Origin of the sequence: Candidatus Palauibacter scopulicola, assembly GCF_947581915.1 — a bacterium.
In the GTDB taxonomy this organism is placed as follows: domain Bacteria; phylum Gemmatimonadota; class Gemmatimonadetes; order Palauibacterales; family Palauibacteraceae; genus Palauibacter; species Palauibacter scopulicola.
This window is the reverse complement of record NZ_CANPWG010000013.1, coordinates 18682-38490: the sequence shown is the minus strand read 5'-3', so window position 1 is coordinate 38490 and position 19809 is coordinate 18682. Positions and strand designations below refer to the sequence as shown.

General features: G+C 69.3%; 17 protein-coding genes and 1 pseudogene. 13 read left to right on the top strand and 5 right to left on the bottom strand.

The features are described from left to right. Positions 1-82: 82 nt before the first annotated feature. Together RN743_RS02550 and RN743_RS02545 are read left to right on the top strand one after the other, a co-directional pair. A complete protein-coding gene (locus tag RN743_RS02550; RefSeq protein ID WP_310775937.1) occupies positions 83-2020 on the top strand; it encodes a hypothetical protein in 1938 nt (645 codons plus the stop codon). A gap of 17 nt (positions 2021-2037) precedes the next feature. Further along, complete coding sequence (locus RN743_RS02545; protein ID WP_310775934.1) at positions 2038-2967, top strand: SDR family NAD(P)-dependent oxidoreductase; 930 nt, start codon at positions 2038-2040, stop codon at positions 2965-2967. 39 nt (positions 2968-3006) lie between these two features. On the opposite strand, the pseudogene RN743_RS15955 reads toward RN743_RS02545, so the two are convergent. From RN743_RS15955 to RN743_RS02530, 4 genes and pseudogenes are all read right to left on the bottom strand, one after another. After that, positions 3007-3357, bottom strand: a pseudogene (locus RN743_RS15955) (redoxin domain-containing protein); the annotation flags it as partial. A gap of 12 nt (positions 3358-3369) precedes the next feature. Then, on the bottom strand, positions 3370-3693 hold the full coding sequence (locus RN743_RS15950; RefSeq protein WP_343218977.1) for a redoxin domain-containing protein: 324 nt from the start codon (positions 3691-3693) through the stop codon (positions 3370-3372). Between the two features lie 121 nt (positions 3694-3814). Beyond that, entirely contained in the window at positions 3815-4684 is an 870-nt protein-coding gene (locus tag RN743_RS02535; protein WP_310775930.1) for an enoyl-CoA hydratase/isomerase family protein, read from the bottom strand. After that, positions 4606-7074, bottom strand: a complete 2469-nt coding sequence (locus RN743_RS02530) for a prolyl oligopeptidase family serine peptidase (protein WP_310775928.1) — start codon at positions 7072-7074, stop codon at positions 4606-4608. Before RN743_RS02530 ends, RN743_RS02535 begins: the two co-directional genes overlap by 79 nt. 175 nt (positions 7075-7249) lie before the next feature. Between RN743_RS02530 and RN743_RS02525 the strand changes: the two genes are divergently transcribed. The 4 genes from RN743_RS02525 to RN743_RS02510 all read left to right on the top strand — a co-directional run bounded on the left by RN743_RS02525 (position 7250) and on the right by RN743_RS02510 (position 11070). Beyond that, positions 7250-7498, top strand: coding sequence for an AbrB/MazE/SpoVT family DNA-binding domain-containing protein (locus RN743_RS02525; RefSeq protein ID WP_310775927.1), 249 nt, complete (start codon positions 7250-7252; stop codon positions 7496-7498). After that, on the top strand, positions 7495-7893 hold the full coding sequence (locus RN743_RS02520; RefSeq protein ID WP_310775925.1) for a type II toxin-antitoxin system VapC family toxin: 399 nt from the start codon (positions 7495-7497) through the stop codon (positions 7891-7893). The genes RN743_RS02525 and RN743_RS02520 overlap by 4 nt, the downstream gene beginning before the upstream one ends. A 121-nt stretch (positions 7894-8014) precedes the next feature. Then, entirely contained in the window at positions 8015-9418 is a 1404-nt protein-coding gene (locus tag RN743_RS02515) for an amidohydrolase family protein (RefSeq protein ID WP_310775923.1), read from the top strand. Continuing rightward, positions 9418-11070, top strand: a complete 1653-nt coding sequence (locus RN743_RS02510; RefSeq protein ID WP_310775921.1) for a D-aminoacylase — start codon at positions 9418-9420, stop codon at positions 11068-11070. Before RN743_RS02515 ends, RN743_RS02510 begins: the two co-directional genes overlap by 1 nt. Here the strand turns inward: RN743_RS02510 and RN743_RS02505 are convergent. After that, entirely contained in the window at positions 11067-11693 is a 627-nt protein-coding gene (locus RN743_RS02505; protein WP_310775919.1) for a ferritin, read from the bottom strand. The two genes, RN743_RS02510 and RN743_RS02505, sit on opposite strands and share 4 nt — an antisense overlap. Positions 11694-11830: 137 nt before the next feature. On the opposite strand from RN743_RS02505, the gene RN743_RS02500 reads away from it, so the two are divergent. From RN743_RS02500 to nth, 7 genes are read left to right on the top strand one after another with little or no spacing between them, the layout of a single operon-like run. After that, positions 11831-13207 (top strand): glycine--tRNA ligase, encoded by a 1377-nt coding sequence (locus RN743_RS02500; protein WP_310775917.1) that lies wholly within the window; start codon positions 11831-11833, stop codon positions 13205-13207. A gap of 15 nt (positions 13208-13222) precedes the next feature. After that, a complete protein-coding gene (locus tag RN743_RS02495; RefSeq protein WP_310775915.1) occupies positions 13223-14713 on the top strand; it encodes a hypothetical protein in 1491 nt (496 codons plus the stop codon). A gap of 10 nt (positions 14714-14723) precedes the next feature. Beyond that, on the top strand, positions 14724-15716 hold the full coding sequence (locus RN743_RS02490; RefSeq protein ID WP_310775913.1) for an alpha/beta hydrolase: 993 nt from the start codon (positions 14724-14726) through the stop codon (positions 15714-15716). Then, positions 15713-17200 carry a sodium-dependent transporter gene (locus RN743_RS02485; protein ID WP_310775911.1) on the top strand — a complete coding sequence of 496 codons (1488 nt, stop codon included), beginning with the start codon at positions 15713-15715 and terminating at the stop codon, positions 17198-17200. The genes RN743_RS02490 and RN743_RS02485 overlap by 4 nt, the downstream gene beginning before the upstream one ends. A 27-nt stretch (positions 17201-17227) precedes the next feature. Continuing rightward, positions 17228-17932, top strand: a complete 705-nt coding sequence (locus tag RN743_RS02480; RefSeq protein WP_310775909.1) for a metallopeptidase family protein — start codon at positions 17228-17230, stop codon at positions 17930-17932. A gap of 4 nt (positions 17933-17936) precedes the next feature. Then, the gene (locus tag RN743_RS02475) at positions 17937-19145 is read left to right on the top strand and encodes a site-2 protease family protein (RefSeq protein ID WP_310775907.1); all 1209 of its coding nucleotides are present in this window, start codon (positions 17937-17939) and stop codon (positions 19143-19145) included. Positions 19146-19149: 4 nt separating this feature from the next. Then, positions 19150-19809, top strand: a complete 660-nt coding sequence (gene nth / locus RN743_RS02470; RefSeq protein WP_310775905.1) for an endonuclease III — start codon at positions 19150-19152, stop codon at positions 19807-19809.

Here is a 19809-nt window from a genome sequence, read left to right as displayed (position 1 = left end):
GCCGCCCGCGCCGGTCGAAACGAGCTTTCGATCCCGGTTCGATCGCCTGGTCGCATGTCGCTTTGCCACATGGAGGAGAATCATGTCGCTCCGCTTTGGGCTCATCGCCTCCACCCTCGTCCTGGGTGTCGCGGGCACGCCGGCCGTCCACGCGCAGGAGCGGGTGTACGCCGTGGCCTCGCCCCCCGAGTTGGAGTTGGAGGTCGGGGCGTCCTTCCAGCTCACCGCGGAGATCCAGGGAACCGCGGAGGAAGGCGCCGCCTCGGAGGTGCGCTGGTTCGCGGCGGACGACGGCGTGACGGTGACGGACGACGGCGTGGTGACGGCGGTGCGGCCGGGCGAGTCGCGCGTGGCGGCAATGTTCCGCGGCCAGCCGAGTTGGGTGGCGATCCGCGTGCCCCGGCTCGAGCCCGCCCGCATCGAGGCCCGCGTCGCCGGGCCCGTCTACGCGGGTGCGACCGCGGCCCTGAGTCTCGCGGCCTATACGGAACCCGGCACCGTGGTGGACGATGCCGAGTTCGCCTTCGCCTCCGCCGACCCGGCTGTCGCGACGGTGGATGGCGCCGGACGCGTGCTCGGCCACGGGCCGGGACGGACGGTCCTCACCGTTTCCACTGGCGGTGTCTCGACCCGGGTCGCGGTGACCGTCGAGCCGAACACCGCCGAAGAATACGAACTGGTGGCTTCCGGGGACGTCAGCTCGCTCTCGACGGGGGATGTCGCGGCCTTCCGGCTGGCGGGCCGCGCCGCCGGGGGCGGCGAGTTCCCCCTCGCGCCGCTCTGGAGCGTGACGCCGAGCGGGGCGAGCGTCGAACCCGTCGACGGACGCGGGCTCTTCGTGGCGGAGGAGCCGGGTACCTACCACGTGACCGCGATCGCGGGCCCGGCCATCGCACGCACGGTTTCCGTGCAGGTCGGTCCCCGCCGCCACACCGCACGGCTCGAACTCGTGGGAAGCGGGATCACCTCCACGCACCGGGCCGGCGACACCTGGGTGTTCGAGGGCGTGGACGGACGCGACTACGCCTACCTCGGCACCTTCTACCACGACTGGATGAAGGTGTGGGACGTGACGGACCCCGCGCAGCCCGTCCTTACCGATTCGATCCAGCTCGATGCCCGCCGCATCAACGATGTGAAGATCCACCCGAACAACCGCCTGGGAATCGTCACCCGCGAGGGGGCCTCCAGCCGCAGGAACGGGATCGTCCTCCTCGACCTCTCGAATCCCGCCCATCCGGAAATCCTCTCGGAGTACACGGACACGGTGACGGGGGGCGTGCACAACGTCTGGATCCTGGGGGATGAGGATCTCGTCTACGCCTGCCACAACGGGACGAGCGAGATCGTCATCATCGACATCTCCGATCCGGCGAACCCGCGCGAGATCAACCGCTGGGCTCATGACGAACCGATCCGCAGCCTGCACGACGTGATCGTCCAGGACGGGTACGCGTACGCGTCGTTCTGGAACGAGGGCATCTATATCCTCGACGCCGGGGCGGGCACGCACGGAGGCACGGCCCGCGACCCGAAGCTCGTCTCGCGGTGGGTGTCGGGGCAGGGGAACACGCACGTCGCCTGGCGTCACGGCAAGTACCTGTTCGTGGCGGCCGAGATATACCCGTCCGACTGGGATCCGAACGTGCTCGGCCCCATCGAGGCGCGGGGCTACGTGGAAGTGCTCGACATGACGGACATGGAAGACCCGGTGAAGGTCGCCCACTACACCGTGCCGGAAGCGGGAGCCCACAACCTGTGGAGCGACGACCGCGACCGGCTCTACGTCGGCTACTACCAGGCGGGGCTGCGGGTGCTGGACATCTCGGGCGAACTGCGCGGCGACCTTTACCGCCAGGGCCGCGAGATCGGCGCGATCAAGACGTCATCGCCGGACGCCGCGGTGCCGAACTGGTCGATGACGTGGGGCGCCCAGTTGTTCAAGGGGCGGATCTTCACCTCCGACCTCCACTCCGGCCTGTGGATCGCCCGCCTCGTCGAGGAGGAACTCGTCCCATGAGAACGAAAGAGAGCACCATGCATCGCGCTGCCGTGACGGCCGCCGCCGTCCTCATCTCCCTCTGGCCGGCTTCCGTCGCCGAGGCGATGGCCCAGGAGGCCCCTGCGCCGACCCCCGGGCAGAATGTGACCCTGGTCACCGGAGCCACCTCCGGCCTCGGCCGCGAACTCGCCCTGCGGCTGGGCGCGCGGGGCGATCACGTCATCGTCCACGGGCGCAACGAGGAACGCGGCGCCGAGGTGGTGGATGCGATCAACGCGGCGGGGCCCGGGAGCGCGCGCTTCTACCGCGCCGATTTCGCGTCGCTGGCGGAGGTCCGGGCCTTCGCCGAGACGCTGCGGGCCGACTACGACCGCCTGGACATCCTGATCAACAACGCGGGGTTCGGGTCCGCGCCGGACGAGCGGTGGGTCACGGAGGACGGCCACGAGTACCGCTTCCAGGTGAACTACCTCTCCACCTTCCTGCTCACGCACATGCTGATGCCGCGCCTGCTCGACAGCACGCCGTCGCGCATCGTGAACGTGTCTTCGGGCGCGCAGACGCCGATCGACTTCGATGACGTGATGATCGAGAAGGACTTCAGCGGGCGCCGCGCCTACGCCCAGAGCAAGCTCGCCCAGATCATGTTCACGCACGATCTGGCCGATGACCTGGCCGGAACGGGCATCGTGGTCGGCTCCCTCCATCCGGCGACCTACATGCCGACCGAGATGGTGCGGCGCTTGGGCGCGACGCCGCGCGCCACCATCGACGAGGGGGCGGACGCCGTGATGCAGGTGGTGGACTCGGACGACTTCGAGAGCGGGCAGTACTTCAGCGGCCTCCGTCCGACCCGCGCGAACGACCAGGCCTACGACGCCGAGGCGCGCGCCCGCCTCCGGGAGTTGAGTCAGGAACTGACCGGCCTCACCTGCAACATGGGCCGCTGCCGGCTGGATCGCTGACCGGCGGGCGGCTCCCCCAGAGCCGCTCCGCCAGAAGCGCTAGCGCTCCAGGGCTTCGAGCGCGGCGAGGATGTCGGCGTGCTCCGGGCGGACGGTGTAGTCCACCTCCGTGAAGCTCCAGCGCACCGTGCCGTCCATGTCGATGACGTAGGTCGTGGGGTGCGGGAGCTGGCGTCCGCGCCCGGAGTTCTCGTTCAGGAGGCCGTAGCGGTTCGTGATCGCGGAGCCGTCATCGGACAGGAGCGGGAAGTCGAGCGCGTAGTCGTAGTCCTCGAGGACGCGGTCGATCATGAGCCCGATGTCCTCGGGGCTGTCGGGGGCGATCGCCAGGAGTTGGGTCCGTTCGCGCTGTTCGGGCGTCATGAAGTCTCGCAGCTCTCCGAGCTGCTTTGCGCAGTACGGTCACCAGTGGCCGCGGTAGAAGAAGAGGATGACGTTCCTCTCTCCGCGGTAGTCCGAAAGCGTGATCGGCTCGCCCGCGCTTGAAAGGGCCGTGAAGTCGGGCGCCGGGCCGCCGGCGAGCACGCGCTCGAGGTCCACCGGGGGCAGGTCGTGCCCGTCCACGGGGCCGAGCGCCACCTGGGCCGCCTCTTGCGCCGCGGCCTCGTCGGCCCCCGCCGCCGCGGAGGCGTCGGCATCTCCGGTGTCTCCCCCGGGTGCGCAGCCGGCCGCTCCCACCGCCAGCGCGACTCCCGCCGCCCACAACCGGGCGTGACGCGCGTCCATTATCCGCATCTCCGTGTCTCCCTTTTCCTTTTGTGTGCGCCCGCGAACGCCGCCGCCGTCCGCCGGCCCGGCAACGCTATCGCACCGGGGGGCCGCGCGACAGCGGCGGCCGCCAAGCAGGCTACCGGCCGCGATAGGCGGGGGTGCGCTTCTCGGCGAAGGCTTCGAGGCCTTCGCGCCAGTCCTCGGAGGCCATGCAGGTGAAGAGCGCTTCGGCCTCGAGGCGCAGCGCCTCTTCGGCGTTGACGGATTCCGCCCGGTCGAGCAGGCGCTTGGCGAGGCGCATGGAGATCGGGGCGTTGCGGGCCAGCCGGCCGGCGAGATCGAGGGCGGCGGGGAGGACCTCCTCCGCGGGGAGCACCTCGTTGGCCAGCCCCCATGCGCCCGCCTCCTCGGGGGTGAAGTAGCGCCCCAGGAGGATGAGTTCGGCCGCGCGCGCGTGGCCCACGCGTCGGCGCAGCGTATAGGCCGTGCCGCCCCCGATGAACGTTCCCAGCGCGACCTCCGGCATGCGCAGCTTCGCCTCCTCCGCCACGATGACGAAATCGCACGAGAGGGCGAGTTCGCAGCCCGCCCCGATCGCGTGTCCGTTAACGGCCGCGACGACGGGCTGCGGCAGCGTCTGGAGCGTGCGGAACACGCGCTGGCTCGTCTCGATATAGGCGCGGCGCTCCGCCTGCGACGCCTCGCGGTCGCGGTGCGCCTTGAGGTCGGCCCCGGAGCAGAACCCCCGCCCCGTCCCCGTCACGATGACGACGCGCGTCTCGAAGTCCGCTCCGATGCGCGCGAGTTCGGCTTCCAGCGCCTCGTACATGGGGAGGCTGACGGCGTTGAGACGGCGGGGACGGTTGAGGCGGAGGATCCGGACGGGACCCTCCGCCTCGACCAGGAGCGGGACCTCTGCGGCGGCGTTCAGCTTCCCGCGTCGTCCGTCGTCGTGACGGGCTTCGCCGGCTTCACGTGCATCTCGAGCCAGCGGTCGGTCTCCCACAGGACGTGCAGAACCGACTCGCGCGCCGCGTAGCCGTGGCTCTCGGCCGGCAGGAAGACGAGCCGCGCCGTCGCGCCCAGCCCCTTGAGCGCCGCGTAGAAGCGCCGCGACTGGATGGGGAAGGTGCCCGAGTTGTTGTCGTCCTCGCCGTGGATGATGAGGATGGGCTCGTTCACCTTGTCCGCGTGCATGAAGGGCGACATGTACAGGTAGAGGTCCGGGTCCTCCCAGAAGAGCCGCTGCTCGCGCTGGAAGCCGAACGGCGTCAGCGTCCGGTTGTACGCGCCGCTGCGCGCCACGCCGGCCCGGAAGATGTCGGAGTGCGCGAGCAGGTTGCCGGTCATGAAGGCGCCGTAGGAGTGTCCGCCGACGCCGACCCGGTCCGGATCCACGACGCCGCGCCGCACGCCCTCGTCGACCGCCGCCTGTGCGTTCGCCACAAGCTGCTGGCGGAAGGTGTCGTTGGGCTCCGCATCGCCCTCGCCGATGACCGGCATCGACGCGTTGTCGAGCACGGCGTAGCCCCGGGTCACGTACGGTACGGCGCCGCCATAGGGGATCCGCGTGAACTGGTAGGGCGAGTCGCGCCGCTGGCCGGCCGCCGCCGCGCTCTTGAACTCGGTCGGATACGCCCACACGAAGGTCGGGAGCGGACCATCGCGCTCCTGGTCATAGTCCGCCGGCAGGTAGAGCGTGGCCGAGAGCGGGATGCCGTCCTCGCGCTCGTACTGGATCGCCTCCTTGCGAACGCCGGCGAACTGCGGATACGGGTGCGGGAATTCGGTCACGGCGCTGATCGTCCCCCGCTCGAGGTCGCGCAGGAAGTAGTTCGGGGGCTCGTCCACCGACTCCCGCCGCGTCATCAGTCGCCCGTCCTCGAGGAGCGTGACCACGCCCTCGTAGTACGGCGCCTCGGAACGGAACAACTCCTCTTCCTCTCCCGTTTCGAGGTTCCGCTTCCTTAGGAAGGGACGGTTGCCTTCGGGCGAAGCGCCCTGTCCCGCGAGGTAGATCGAGGACCCCCCGTCGGCGGTCATGAGGACGCCCTGTCCGCGCGCGTTCGTCGTGAACATCGGGAAGCCGGGGTCGTTGTACCGGTCCTCCGTCTGCAGGTCGAAGATCAGCTCCACCTCCCCCGGCGCGTCCGGATCGATCCGGTAGGTGCGCTGCTGGCGGGTGGAGAACCAGTTCTCGTTCACGAAGGCGAATCCCTCATCCGCCCACATCACGCCGCCGTAGCGGAGCGCGAGGTCGGCGATCGCGACAGGCTCCCCGGAGAAGGGCGCCGCGTGCATGAACACCCGGTCGCGGATGTCCGCCTCGGCGAGCGCGTCGCCGCCGTCCTGCGCCTCCGTCCAGTACAGCGTCGCGTCCGCGTCGGCGCGCCACGAGATCGACCGCACGCCCGTCGGCACCGACCCGAACGACGTGGGGACGCCATCCTGGAGCGGGAGTTCCGTGACCTGGTGGACCACGTTCCCCTGCGTGTCCCACACCTCGATCGTGCGCGGGAAGCGGGAGGCCGGCACCTGGTACGAGTACGGCCGGTGCGTCGTCTGCACGAGCAGGTGCTCGCCATCCGGCGACGGCGAGGCGCCCGAGAAGATCGACGGATCGCCGACCATGGCCACCGATCCGTCGAGGCCGACGCGGGTCAGCTGCGCCGTGGAGTAATACTCGTAGAGCGCCTCATCGTGCTGGTCCTGCAGCAGATCCTGGTACGTGCGGGCGGGGGCCGCCTCCCCCGACGTCTCCTCGATCATTGGCGCCGTCGGCACCATCGGCTCCGCGGGAGCCGGGCCGCGGCCGGCCGGCGCCGCCATGGCGTAGAGGAAGTCGCCTTCGGGCGACCAGTTGAACGGGGCTCCGAAGCCCACGTTCACGAGGTCGAGGTCCGACAGCCGTCGCGCCGCCGCGGACGCGACATCCAGGATCCAGAGCTGCACGGCCGAGTCGGTGTCGTGCGTGAACGCCACCGTGCTTCCGTTGGGCGACCAGCGCGCGTTGCGGATGCGCGGGTTCTCCGGCAGCCCGGTCACGGCGCGCTCTTCGCCCTCGAACGTGCGTAGCGCGAGCCCGTTCGAGGGCCGCGCGCGGCTGGGGCCGTTGGTGCGCGGGTTGATGCGCAGTCCGGCGATCCGCAGCTCCGGCGCCGCCACCTCACCGATCGACGGCAGGCTGGGCCGCATCGTGAGCAGCATCAACGACTCGTCGGGGCTCAGGCTGATGCCCGGGGTCGTGGGGGCGTCGACGAGCGCGGCGAGTTCGGCGGCCGGCGTCTGGTATCCGTCCGCCCCCTCCTGCGCGGCGACATCCGTCGTGGCCGCGGCGAGGAGGAACGCGAAGGAGAGGGAGAATCGAAGGATTCGAGGGCTGTGATCGTGTCGCATTGCAAGAGCTCCAGCTGATGACCGCGGTCCCCTGAACCGGTGATCAGGACCACTTGGTGTCGTGTCCCGGAAAAGTCCGAACCGCCCAGGGCGCACGCAAGACGCCCCGGAAAGTGGACATCGAGTACAGATGTGCCTACCTTACTTCAGGTAAGGAACCAGAGGAGGGATCTCGGTGGAAGCGACGATCACCAGCAAGGGGCAGGTCACGCTCCCGAAGCCCATCCGGGATCGGCTCGATCTCAAGGCGGGCGACCGGATCGCATTCTCGATGGAGGATGATGGCAGGCTCCTTGTGACGCCTGTCACGGGGTCCGTCATGGATCTCGCGGGCATGCTCCCGAGACCCCCCGTTCCGCTCAGTCAGGAAGAGATGGACGAAGTGGTCGCTCAAGAGGCCGTTCGCCGGGCGCTACGCGATTGATCGGGCTGGACACCAACATCCTGGTGCGTTTTGTCACGCGGGACGACCGGGAACTCGCGACCGCCGCCACGCGGCTGATCGAGAGCCGTTGTACCGCCGAGACGCCCGGCTACGTGTGCGTACCCGTCCTCGTCGAACTGGTGTGGGTGCTGCGGCGCGGCTATCGCTATGAGAAGACCGCCGTCGTAAAGGTGGTCGGCAAGCTCCTGGGCGCGGCCGAACTCATCGTGGAGGACAGCGAAACGGTTCGACTTGCCCTGCGTGACTATGAGTCGGGTACGGCCGATTTCGCCGACTACCTCATCGGGCGCTGTAACCACGCACGTGGCTTTGCTCCCACGTACACGTTCGATCGTCGGGCGGCGCGGGACAGCCTGTTCAAGCTCGCGACCTGACCGGTCGGACGTTCCCGCGGGAACGTCCGGAGGTCCGCCCGCCCGCCATTGCCCGTCGACGGATTTGCGCCGCACGTTGATAGAGCCGAATCGATCCAGAGCAGCCAAGGCAGAGGAGGATATGATGGATTCCGCCCGCCGCTCACCCCGACTCGCCGGCCTTCCAGCACTCGCGGCGTTCGCCGCGCTCCTCGGAGGGCTGCCCGCCACCGCCCAGGAAGGGACGATCGCGCTGGTCGGAGGCCAGCTGCTGGACGGATACGAGGTGCCCCCGATCCACCATGCGGCCGTCGTCATCGAGGGGAACCGCATCGTCGCCGTGGGGCCCGCGGCCGAGATCGAGATCCCGCCGGACGCGGAGATCATCGACACCCGGGGCAAGACGATGATGCCCGGGATGGTCGACGCGCACGTCCACATCATGATTCTCGGACACGGCGACTACAGCCAGTGGTTCCCGTGGTTCGAGGGGAACGACGATCTCGTATACGAAACATCCGCCAAGCAGTTGCTGGCGGCGGGCGTGACCGCGGGGGTCGACCTCGCCGCACCGATGTCCAGCCTCGCCTTCCGGGATCGGGTGAACCGCAACGAAGTCCCCGGTCCCAGGCTTCTCGCGAGCGGCCCCTGGGTCACCCGCTACGCCTGGGGCTTCCTGCCCGACGAACTCCGCGTCCTGCACCGCACGCCCGAAGAAGCGGCGGAGCGGGCGCGGATGCTGATCGACGCCGGAGTCGACGTCATCAAGACGTGGATCGGCACGACCGAAGAGGACATGCGGGCGATCAAGGCGGTGGCGGGTCCGGCTGGCGTCCCCATCCACTGCCACGTGTACGCGGAGGAGGTCGTGTGGGGGGCGATCAGAGGCGGCTGCGACGTGCTCCAGCACGCGGGCTCGGGCGGCAGCGTCCCCCCCTACTCGCAGGAACTCGTCGACCACATCGCGATGGAGGGGATCCCGGTCGTACAGACGATTTCGCACCGGATCTGGATCTACCCCGCCACGGTCGAGTTCCCGGAGCGCCTCTGGGACCCGGACATCATCGACACCTTCCCCGAGCCGATCCGGGAGCAGGTGCTGAATTCCTACACGAAAAACGACTTCTGGCGGAAACCCTACTTCGGCAGCACGCCGCGCCAGATCCGAAACAGCGAGCGGGCGGGGCGCCAGTTCATCGATGCGGACGCCGTCATGGCGATGGGCACGGATACCGGGTCGCCCCTGAACTTCCACGCGGAGTCGGCGTGGCGTGAAGTATCGGCGTTCGTCGACATGGGGATGACGGAAATCGAGGCGATCTCGGCGGCCACGAAGGTCTCGGCGGAGGTCCTCGGGCTCCGCGAGACGGGGACGATCGAGCCGGGCAAGCTCGCCGACATCATCGTCGTCGACGGCAACCCGCTGTTCGATATCAACGTGCTCGGGTACGTGACCGACGTGATCAAGGACGGGATCATCTACAAGCGCGACGGCGTCCCGGTCTGGGAGATGGAGCAGGCGCGGACGAGCACGAGCGGGCGCTGATGCGCGGCGCCCTTCCGCGGTCGGCCCCGGCACTTGCGGCCGCCTTCGTCATCGCCGCGTGCGGCGCCGCGCCGGAGTCGGCCGACGACGCCCCCACATCCCGCGCGGGCGACGCTCCGTACGACCTCGTGATCGTCGGCGGAACGGTCGTCGACGGGACGGGGGCCGACCGCTTCACCGCCGATGTGGGCATCCGTGACGGGCGCGTGGTCGAGATTGCGCGCGGCGGCGGGCTCTCCGGTCGGGGGGCCGAGGAGATCGACGCCGGCGGGCTCATCGTCTCGCCGGGGTTCGTCGACCACCACAACCACGTCCAGAACCAGGTCCACCGGCGACCGCTGGTCGAGAACTTCATCCGCCAGGGGATCACGACGATCCTTCCCTCGCTGCACAGCGGCGACCAGCCGTACCCGCTGCGCGACTACATGGAGGACCTCGAGGTCGCGCCCAACATCGGCTTCTTCGCGGGCCACACCTGGACCCGCCGGCAGGTGCTCGGAATGGAGGACCGCGCGGCGACGCCGGAGGAACTCGACGAGATGCGGGACCTCGTGCGCGAGACGATGGAGGACGGCGCGCTCGGGCTCGCGAGCGGGCTCCTCTACGTCCCGGCGAACTACGCCGAGACGGAGGAGGTCATCGAACTGGCGAAGGTCGCGGCCGAATACGGAGGCATCTACTACACGCACATGCGGGACGAGGCGCGCGGCCTCCTGCCGGCCGTGCGCGAGGCGATCCGCATCGGCGCCGAGGGCGGACTTCCCGTCCACATCAACCACTTCAAGGCGATGGGAGTCGATAGCTGGGGGAAGACCATCGAGTCGCTCGCGCTCGTGGACTCCGCGCGCGCCGAAGGCATCGATGTGAAGGTCGACGTCTACCCGTACACGGCGGGCAGTACGGGCTCCGGCGTGCTCTTCCCGCAGTGGGTGCTGGCGGGCGGCATCGATTCGTTCCGGGTCCGCGTCACCGACCCCGAGACCCGGGGGCGCGTGCACCGGGAAATCGAGGAGTGGATGCGCCGCGACTGGACGGGCGGCGACCTGTCACGCATCCAGTTCCGCACGCTCCGCGCCTTCCCCGAATACAACGGGAGGCGGATGTCCGACCTCGCCGCGGACCGCGGACTCCCGAACAACGACGCCACGGGCGTGCAGCTCGCGATCGAACTCCAGTTGGCGGGCGGGTTCAGCGCCATCTACCACTTCATGGACGAGGCGGACGTCATCCGCATCATGCGGCACCCGCACGCGATGTTCGAGACGGACGGCGACCCGGTCGGCTACGGCCTCGGCTTCCCGCATCCGCGGAGCTACGGCACCTTCCCGCGCATCCTCGGGCGCTACGTGCGCGAGATGGGCGTGCTCACGCTGGAGGAAGCGATCCGCAAGATGACCTCGATGTCGACGGACCAGATCGGCCAGTCGGAGCGCGGCCGGATCGCGCCGGGCATGTGGGCGGACATCACCGTCTTCGACGCCGACCGCATCATCGACCGCGCCGACTACGTGGACCCGCACCGCTACTCGGTCGGCATCCACCACGTGATCGTGAACGGCGTCCCCGTCATCCTCGACGGCTCCGTCACGGGCGCGAAGCCGGGCCACGTGCTGAAGGGCCCCGCCCGCCACCTCACCGAAGCCCGTGGCTAGCCGGCGGGGTCGGCTTCCGGGTCGCCCGTCCTCTGGCCCAGCTCCGTCTCGAGCATGAGGAGGGCCGACTTGTCGTCGCCCGCGAGCCGCAACCGGTCCACGATGTCGGAGATCGTCTTCTCCTCCTCAACCTGCTCGTTGACGAACCACTGCAGCATGACCTGGGCCGGGTAGTCGGCTTCGTCCATCGCGAGGCGATAGAGGTCGCCGATCATCCCGGAGACCTTCCGCTCGTGCCCGAGCGCCGCCTGGAACACCTCCAGGGGCGAACCGAACTCCGCGGGCGGGGCATCGATCGCCTCGAGTGAAACCTGTCCTTCGCGGTCGTGCATGAAGTCGAAGATGCGAAGCGCGTGCGCCCGCTCCTCCTCGGCCTGCGCGCGCATCCAGTGCGCGAAGCCCGGTAGCCCCTCGCCTTCGAAGTGCGCGCACATGGACAGGTAGACCTGGCTCGCGTACAGCTCCTGCGTGATCTGCTCGTTGAGCGCCGCCTGCATCCTGGTGCCGATCATCTCGTCCGCCGCTCCTCTCGTCTCGTCGGGAATCCGCGCCGGCGGCGGAATCTCCGCCACAACCGCGCGGGTCCGAATCTCGTCTCCCCCGTACCGAATCGCCAGCGACAAATGGTTGCTCCTCTTTGCCGGCGGCGGCTATGGTTGCGGCTCGCATCCGAAGCCGCGTCGTTCGCGATTCCCAAGGCTCCGGCAAGTCCAGCCGATTTCGCCGCCGCGCCCAGCGCGAGCGGCTGCCGAAGAACTCCATGGTAGACAAAACGAACACGGATTCCGCCGCCGACTCGGGCCATCCGGCCGGCCTGATGGACAAGCTCGTGTCCCTCGCCAAGCGGCGCGGGTTCATTTTCCAGTCCTCCGAGATCTACGGAGGCGTCGGGTCGGTGTACGACTACGGCCCGCTCGGCATCGAACTCAAGAACCGCATCCAGGATCTGTGGTGGCGCGAGATGGTGTACCGCCACCCGAACATCGTGGGGCTCGACGCGGGGATCCTCATGAACCCCGAGGTGTGGGTCGCGAGCGGACACGTGGGCGCCTTCACGGACCCGCTCGTCGAGTGCCGGAGTTGCCACCGCCGCTTCCGCGCCGACGACCTGCCGAAGCTGGAGGCGGGCGAGCCCGAAGCCCAGCAGTGCGGGGTGTGCGGATCCACCGGCGAGTGGACGGACCCGCGCCAGTTCAACCTCATGTTCAAGACGTTCATGGGGGTGGTGGAGGACGAGGCCTCGACCGTCTACCTGCGCCCGGAGACGGCGCAGGGGATCTTCGTCAACTTCCGGAACGTGCAGGAATCCGTGCGCCAGAAGGTTCCGTTCGGGATCGCGCAGGTGGGGAAGGCGTTCCGGAACGAGATCACGCCGGGGAACTTCATCTTCCGCACGCGCGAGTTCGAGCAGATGGAGATGCAGTTCTTCGTCGCGCCGGGGACGGAGGACGAGTGGTTCGAGGCGTGGAAGGAACGGCGCATGGTGTGGGTCGAGACGCTGGGCATCCGGCCGGAGCGGCTGCGCTTCCACCGGCACGGGCCGGACGAACTCGCGCACTACTGCAAGGACGCGTCGGACATCCAGTACCGGTTCCCGTTCGGGTGGCAGGAGTTCGAGGGCATCCACAACCGGACGGACTACGACCTCGGGCGGCACCAGGAGCACTCGGGGAAGAAGCTGGAGTACTTCGACCAGCCGGCGAACCGGAAGTACGTGCCGTACGTGATCGAGACCTCCGCGGGACTCAGCCGGACGCTCCTGGTCGTGCTGGCCGATGCCTACGACGAAGAGGAAGTCGACGGCCAGAAGCGCGTCGTGCTGCGGCTCAAGCCCGCGCTTGCGCCCTTCCAGGCGGCGGTCTTCCCGCTCGTGAAGAAGGACGGGATGCCGGAGATCTCGGAGAAGTTGGCCGATGAACTGCGTGGGCCCTTCAACGTGCTGCACGACATCGCGGGATCGATCGGAAAGCGTTACCGGAGGCAGGACGAGGCGGGGACGCCGTTCTGTCTGACGATCGATGGGCAGACGCTCGAGGACGAAACGTGCACGGTGCGCGATCGGGATTCGCTCGAGCAGACGCGCGTACCGCTGTCGGGGGTCGCGGCGTGGCTCGGCGCCGCGATCGCCGGCACCTGACCGGACGGGCCGCGCGTGCCGTTTCGCGTCGCGGAGATTCGCGACCGGGCCCAGCGCCTGCAGAGCGCCCTGGCGCGCGCCTGGTATCGGCTTCGCAGCGGCCTGGACGAGCGGTCGGCGCTCGCGTCGCTGTACCGGCAGCATCGGCTTCTCCTCAGCCCCGGGGTGCTCCAGGCCATCCAGCGCGACCTCTCCGAGGCGCAGGGCGATGAGCGCCGGCGCCTGAAGACGCTCTTCAACTGGGTCGCGGGCCAGCAGATCGAGGCGGAACTCGCCCCGCTGGACGACGAACTGCGGTCGTGGGAGACGGAGGCGACGGTCACACTCACCGAACGGGAGATTCCGCTGAGACGGGTCCCGGACTGGATCGTGCGCGCGGAGGACCGGGGCGAGCGGCTGGGGTGGGAAGCGGCGCGCCACCGACGGATCGAAGAGGCCGCGGCGCTCCGGCTCGATGTCGTGCACCGGGGACGCGAGGCGGTGGTTCAACTGGGTCTCGGGGGATTCGTCGAGGCGCGGGAGCGGCTGGCCGGCCTGGACCTGCAGCGCGTGGAGCGCGATGCGGCGGCGATCCTGGAGGGTACGGAAACGCGCTACCGGCGGATGTTCGCGGCCGAGGCGGAAGCTCGCCTCGATGCGCGCCAGGGGCCGCCCTCGCGGGCCGACGCGCGGTGGCTGATGGGGATGCGCTGGCTCGGGCGTCACTTCGAGATCGAGCCGTTCGCCGCGCATCTTCGGCGCGCCATGCAGGGGATGGGACTGGGCCGGGTGTTCGATCGCTCCGTGCGCGTCGACATCGACCGGCGATCGCTCAAGGACGAGCGGTCGTTCACGGCGGTCATCGACGTGCCCGGGGACGTGCGGCTCGTCGTGTGTCCGCTCGGCGGCTGGATCGACGCGCGCCGCCTGCTCCACGAAACGGGACACGCTCTCCACTACACACACGCATCGGCCGCGCTCTCGTGGGAGGAGCGGGTGCTGGGCGACGATTCGATCGGCGAGTCCTTCGGGCTGGTCTTCGACTCGCTGACGCTGGATCGAGGATGGGTCGAGTCCGCGACGGGGCTCGGGGGCGCCGCGCTGGAGGACTATCGGCAACTCGCGGCTTTCCTGCGGCTCTACCGTCTGCGCCGGGATGCGGCGCGGCTCCTTTGGGAGGTGGAGTTGGCACGGGCGGTGCGGCCGGGCGAGCAGGCCGGCCGATACGCCGAACTGCTGAGCGAAGCGACCGGGTTCGCGCACCATCCGGGCACCTACCTGACGGATCATCGTCGGGGCTTCCAGGCCGCGCGGCGCCTGAGGGGCTGGATGCTCAGCTCCATCATCATCGATCGCCTGAACAAGCGCTTCGGGGCCGAATGGCACCGCAGCGCCGCGGCGGGAAAGTTCCTGCTCGAGGTCCTTTCGACCGGCCGCCGCGAGGATGCCGCGCAGGTCGCTCCGCAGTTCGGAGTAGAGGGGCTCACGCCCGAGACGCTGCTCGGGCGGGTCGAGCGCTGGCAGTGAGCGGACCGAGGTGAGCGGGCTGCGCTGGCCGGGCAGGTTCGCGCTGGGGGCGGCGGCCGGAGTTGCGGGCGCCGCGTGGTGGCTGGCCATGACGCGTCGCAACGAGGCGCTCGTGCGGCCGCCCGTCCGGGACGGCTCCGGCGAGACGCTCCCCGGCGGCGTCATCGAGTATTCCGACGGCGAGAGGGTCGAATACGTCGACGCGGGGTCGGGGGATGCGCTCGTCTGGATCCCTGGCGCGGACGGCCCGAAGGAGACGTTCCGCTATCAGCTGCCGAGCTTCGCCCGGCGCCATCGCGTCGTGTGCGCGGATCTGCGGCGTGAGTTTGCGGAGACGGATGACTTCGACCGCCTCGTCGACGACGTGGCCGAACTCGTCGATGCGCGCGCCGTCGACCGCTTCGTGCTCATCGGGACGAGCCTCGGGAGCGCGATCACGATGCGCTTCGCGAACCGCTTTCCGGAGCGCCTGCGGGGGATCGTCCTGTGCAACCCGCTCGCGCGTGTGTCCTACCGCCACGTCGGCTTCAACCGCGCCGCGCTCATCCCCCTCGCCATGCTGACGACCCGATATCTTCCGACGGAACTCTCGCGCGGCCTGGCCCGAGCCTGGAGCCGTCTCGGCGTGTGGATCTTCGACGACTCACCCGGTCGGGATGCCCTGATCGAGTACGCGCTCTTCACCGGGCCGCGGACCGTCCCCCCCACGGTCTCCGATCGGCGCGTCTCAGGCCTGCGGCGGGTCGATCTGCGAGCGGATCTGGCCGACATCGCGGTGCCCGCGCTCGTGGTGAAGGGCCCACGCGACGAGTATTGTCCGGTGGACTGGGCGCGCGAAATCACCGAACTGCTCCCCGACGCCGAGTACGTCCCCATTCCCGGCACCGGACACTGCTCGCACATCTCGCGCCCCGGCGCCTTCAATGAGACGCTGGACGATTGGCTCCAGCGGCTCCGGGCGCGCGAAGAGGAAGAAGAGTCAGCCGAGAGAGGCGACGCATGACGAATCCCGTCTTCAGTTCCCGGGCCGCGATGATGCTGGCCATGCTCGGGATGGCCGTCGGAACCGGCAACATCTGGCGCTTCCCACGCATCGCGGCCTCCAACGGGGGCGGCTCCTTCCTCGTCGCGTGGGTCGTGTTCCTCTTCCTGTGGTCCGTGCCCCTGATCCTGGCGGAGTTCGCCGCCGGCAAGGCGACCCGCTCGGGTCCGATCGGGGCGTTCACGAAGCTGGGAGGGAAGAAAACCGCCTGGATGGGCGCCTGGATCGCCTTCATCTCGACCGCGATCATGTTCTACTACACGGTCGTGATGGGCTGGACGATCCGGTATCTCGTCGGGGCCGTCACCGGAACCGTGCCCACCGCTCCCTGCGAGGCCGGGGCCGCGGCGTGCGTCGGGCCGCAGGAGTACTGGGACAGCTTCATCGGCTCTCCATGGCCCATCCTCACGCACGCGATCGCGATCGGGCTCGCGGTGCTGGTGGTCCTGCGCGGCGTGAAGGGGATTGAGCGTGCCGCGCGCTTCCTCATCCCGAGCCTGCTGCTGCTCGTCCTGGCGCTCACGGTGCGGGCGGTCACGCTCCCGGGGGCGAGCGCGGGCCTCGCGTTCCTCTTCACGCCCAACTGGGCGGAGCTGGGCAACCCCACGATCTGGCTCGAGGCGCTGACGCAGAACGCCTGGGACACGGGCGCGGGCTGGGGGCTGATCACCGCCTACGCCGTCTACATGAAGAAGCGCGAGGACACGACGCTGAACGCCTTCATGCTCGGGTTCGGGAACAACTCCGTGTCGCTGCTGGCCGGGATCATGGTGCTGTGCACGGTGTTCGCGATCCTGCCCAACGCGGCGGACCAGATCGTCGGGGCCGGGAACGAGGGGCTGACCTTCATCTGGGTGCCGCAGCTCTTCGGACTCATGCCGGGCGGCTCCGTGTTCATGGTCCTCTTCTTTCTCGCGCTCGTGTTCGCGGCCTGGAGCAGCCTGATCGCGATGATCGAGATGCCCACGCGCGTACTCGCGGATGCGGGGATCGCCCGCAGGAAGGCCGTGCTGACGATCGGCGGCCTCGGGTTCATCCTCGGACTGCCGTCGGCGATCTGGATCGAGGTCTTCCGCAATCAGGACTGGGTGTGGGGCGTCGGGTTGATGATGAGCGGCCTCTTCTTCTCGATCATGATCATGCGCCACGGCGTGGACCGCTTCCGCAGGCGCCTCGTGAACAGCGAGGGCAGCGATCTCGTGGTCGGAAGGTGGTGGAACGTCGTGATTCGACTCGTGGCTCTGCAGGCGGTCGTGATCACGGTGTGGTGGCTGTGGCGGTCCGTCGACCTGAACGACCTCGCCGGGTCGTTCACGCTGTTCTCGGAGTTCAACGTCGGGACGGTACTCATCCAGTGGGCGATCGCCATCGCCGCCTTCCTGGGGCTCAACCGCTGGCTGGCCGCGAACGCCGCGGGCGCGGCGGCTTCGGCCGAAGACGCCTGACGGGGGCGGCTGCCGTTCGATCGCACGGTGAACTTCAACCGATTCGAGACGGCGGCTCGCCGCATGTGGCACGAGATCCCCGCCGAGGCGCGGGAGGGGGTCGACGGGCTGACGATCGAGCCGAAGGCCGCAAGCCACCCCGACTTCGGCTGGGTGTACACGATGGGGGAGTGCCTCACGGAAGCTTGGCCGAGCGGGGCTGGCGGGGACGGCGACGTGCGTTCCGAACTCGTCCTCTATCACGGCTCCTTCCGGGCCCTCGCCGAGGAGGACCCCGACTTCGACTGGGAGGGCGAGCTGTGGGAGACGATCCTGCACGAACTGCTGCACCACCGGGAGTCCGCCGCCGGGGAGGCGGGCCTGGATGAGGTGGACTGGGCGAACGAACAGAATCTGCGCCGGCTCGCGGGAGAGCCCTTCGACCCGGACTTCTGCCGGGCGGTGCCGTCCGGCCCCGACGGAGTTGTGAAGCTGGAATCGGAGCTGTTCATAGAGTCGGTGATCGCGGAACGCGCGCATGAAGCCGTCTTCGAATGGCGTGGGCGCCGCTACGCCGTGGAGGCTCCGGTGTATGCGGACCGCGCATTCGTGGAAGTGCCGAACCTGGCCGGGGGCCGTCTGTGCGTCATCATCCGCCGCCGCCTCCCATGGTGGCGGTTCGGGCGCGGGAGGAACTACAGGCCCGCGGAAGTCTCCGTCCCGGCCCACCTCTTGCCCGAGAAGGACGGCTAGGGCCGTGCCGCTGTTCGGCAGCTTCCGGATCGGACGCTGGTTCGGCTTCCCCATCCGGATCGACTATTCGTGGTTCCCGATCGCGGCGCTCGTGATCTGGACCTTCACCACGCGCGAATTCCCGCGCGCGCTGCCCTTCTATCCCTCATCCACCTACCTCGCGATGGGGACGGCGGCGGCGCTCCTCTTCTTCCTCTCCGTGCTCCTGCACGAACTGGGTCACGCCCTGGCGGGCCGGGCGCGGGGCGTGGAGGTCGAGCACATCACGCTCTTCATCTTCGGCGGCATCGCGCAGGCGCGCGACGAGGCGCGGCGTCCGCTGGACGAGTTCCTGCTCACCGCGGCGGGTCCCCTCGCGAGCGTGGCGCTGGCCGCAGCGTTCCACGGAGGGCGCCTGGCGGCGGAGGCCTGGGCCGCCCCGGCGCCGGTGGTCACGGTGCTCGGGTTCCTGGCGCTGCTCAACTTCGTGCTCGCCGTCTTCAACATGATCCCCGGCTTTCCGCTCGACGGGGGCCGGATCTTCCGCTCCATCGTGTGGGCGGTCACCGGGGATCTCGTCAAAGCCACGCGGTGGGCGACACAGGGGGGACGGCTGTTCGGCGGCGCGCTCATCGTGCTCGGGCTCTACAACCTCAGCCGCGGGCAGTTCATCTCCGGCGTGTGGGCGGCCTTCATCGGCTGGTTCGTGGTCAACGCGGCCTCGTCGAGCCTGCGGCACTTCGAACTCCGTACGCTCCTGCGCCGGATTCCGGTCGCGACGGTCATGAACCCGCGCCCCCGCATGATCGAGGCGGAGATGCCTGTGGAGAGGGCCATATCCGACAACTTCCTGCGCGGACGGGAGGAGGCGTATCCGGTCGCGCGCGACGGCAGCCTGATCGGAGTCGTCGAGGCGCGCGCCGCCTCCGCGGTGCCGGAGAACGCACGCGCGACAACACCCGTATCGGCGATCACGCGACCCGTTGAGGAGTTCCCTTCGGCCCGTCCCGATGAATCTCTGGCCGAAGCCCTGTTCCGGATTCGAATCCAGGTGCCGTATCTGCTCGTGATCGAGAACGGGTTCGTCGTGGGCGCGCTCGACCCGCGGGAGGTCAGCGCGAGAGTGCAACGACTGCACCTGATGGGGCTCGTGTCGCTGGACGAGAAGCCGGCCGCTGTCCGGGGGGCTGCCTCCGGAGAGGACCTCGGGCCACCGCCCGCCAGGAGCGCCTGACGCCATGCCCCGGCCTCGCACCTGGAAGGCCCGTTCCGAGTTGGCCGCGGCGTTGTCCCCGCGTCTTGCCGTCCTCTATCCGGACCTCACGGTCTCGCTGGACTGGGAGACGCCGCTCCAGTTGATCGTCGCGACAGTGCTCTCGGCCCAGTGCACGGACGAACGCGTGAACCGGGTCACCCGCACCCTCTTCCCGGCCTATCCCGACGCCCGCGCGTACGCCGACGCGCCGCTGGAGGCGTTGCGGGAGGCCGTGCGCCCCACGGGGTTCTTCAACAACAAGGCGCGCCACCTGAAAGGGCTGGGCCGCCGTCTCGTGGATGTGTACGACGGGGAGGTTCCGCGGACGATGGAGGATCTGCTCACGCTCCCCGGCGTCGCCCGGAAGACCGCGAACGTCGTGCTCTCCAACGCGTTCGGGCTTCACGAGGGCGTGGTTGTGGACACGCACGTGAAGCGGGTCACGCACCGCTTCGGCCTGACCAACGAGGTCGATCCGCCGAGGGTGGAGAAGGATCTGATGAGGGTGCTGCCGCGGGAGGAATGGCACCCCTTCGCGTGGCGCTCGATCCTGCACGGGCGCACCGTGTGCTACGCCCGGAAGCCGCGTTGCGCCGAGTGTCCGGTGGCCGACCTGTGCCCGAGCGCCGGGAAGTTCGGGTGA